Annotated in this window: 2 protein-coding genes; one reads left to right on the top strand and one right to left on the bottom strand. The window is 38.7% G+C overall.

Annotated elements, in window-relative coordinates:
• Positions 1–290: hypothetical protein (locus AB4Z50_RS35815; protein WP_441887255.1), on the top strand; the 290-nt coding region annotated here is incomplete at its 5' end.
• Positions 291–1,129: 839 nt separating this feature from the next.
• Here AB4Z50_RS35815 and AB4Z50_RS35810 read toward each other — a convergent pair.
• Positions 1,130–1,547 (bottom strand): transposase (locus AB4Z50_RS35810; RefSeq protein WP_441887253.1); only part of this gene is annotated, 418 nt, incomplete at its 5' end.

The following is a 1,547-nucleotide window of genomic DNA, read 5'->3' as shown; positions in this document are numbered from 1 at the left end:
GTAGTGATAATAATGGGTCAAACTCATCAAGTACCTATCCAGCTTCCGTTGCTTGGAATAACACCCTTTATGGATTATCTAAAGAAGAGGTTCCAATTGAAGAAGTAGGCAAAGAGATTGGTAAGATTGAAAGAAAAACAACCCCAATGACAAAGAAAAATGGAGACTCTAACGAAGTGCCAGCAGGGAGTACACTATTTGAAGTCAAAGGAAAAGACCCTCATGAAGTTATTGCAGTCGAAGTAAATGATAAATATGTTATAGCAACAAAATTGGGACCTATTAATTAAACTAACGGGTAACGATAGTTGAATGATACACATTGATGAGCAGGTGCTACGGTAGCCTGCTTTTTTCATTGAACTAACGGGCAGTATATTAACATAAAAATTATGGGAATCATCTATTAATGGCTTTTAAAACGCCACATAAAATTGAACGGGTCTATTACTAAATCTAGAATCAAAACAAAGATAAAGATTGATACAACGGCTGCAATATACTTTAATTTTGTTGTGTGAAGCTCGTGATAAATCTTGTGATTAAAGAAAACTAAAGGTAAGAGAAAAGCTGTAGTAAATATAAGTGTGAAAAAAATAAACAGAGGCAGCATATCTTCTTCCCCCCTCATATGAGCGGCAGCACCAGGATCGAGGGTACCCATAACTAACTTTATGTACTCGACATCTATGATGAACAACACATATAGGTACGGGAGAAGTAGAGACAATACTGAATTTAATATTAGAGTTAGCAAATAATACCCATATTTTTTCATGACTTATAGTTACACCTCCGTTGTTGAATTTCTCGAAGATTGAAACTGCCTAATTTAGTGCAGATGGTAGTATATCTAACTTCAACAATAAGCTATTCTTTTCCTTTTTTGAGAAGATGACACATGTTCCTTTTGAGCAAACGGAGATCTATAGTTGAACAAACAAAGAGCAGTTTGCTAGTTTGTTTCGGTAGCTGCTCCCCTTCTTTGTTAAGCTATTCTAGCTAATAGTTTGTCAATATTTAAAAATTAATGGATAAAGCCTATGATGTTATACTGAAAAAAGAGCATGCCAAATAACCATCCATAGGTGGATGGAGAAGCTTTCCTAAGCAGGATAGTGTTTCCTGCTTAGGTCAGACGAAATGCTTCTTTATGGGTGAGAATCGCGAAAATCCAGTGAATGAGCTTATTTACACAGGCAATAACAGCCACTTTAAACGGCTTGCCCTCGGCACGCTTTTTATCGTAAAAGGCTCGGAGTTTTTGGTTGCGTGAGCTGCGCAGGCCGCACCGTACGGCTAGATATAAGGTTGTTCGAAGTCTTCTGGAACCGCGTTTGGTAATCCTATTTCGGGTTGCTGTAAACTTGCCGGAAGCGAAGACGCTAGGGTCGACACCGGCAAATGCAACGAGCTTCTTTGCATGATCAAATCGATCGATCTCTCCGACTTCTGCTAGTATTGTTACAGCAATTCTGGTGCCAATGCCGGGTATCGATTGGATCAACTCATACTCATGTAATTCTGCAGCCAGAGCATCTATGGAC

Origin of the sequence: Paenibacillus sp. 2TAB26, from assembly GCF_052115145.1 — a bacterium.
Lineage (GTDB): Bacteria > Bacillota > Bacilli > Paenibacillales > Paenibacillaceae > Pristimantibacillus.
The sequence above is the reverse complement of the archived record's forward strand: the minus strand, read 5'-3'. Positions and strand labels throughout refer to the sequence as shown.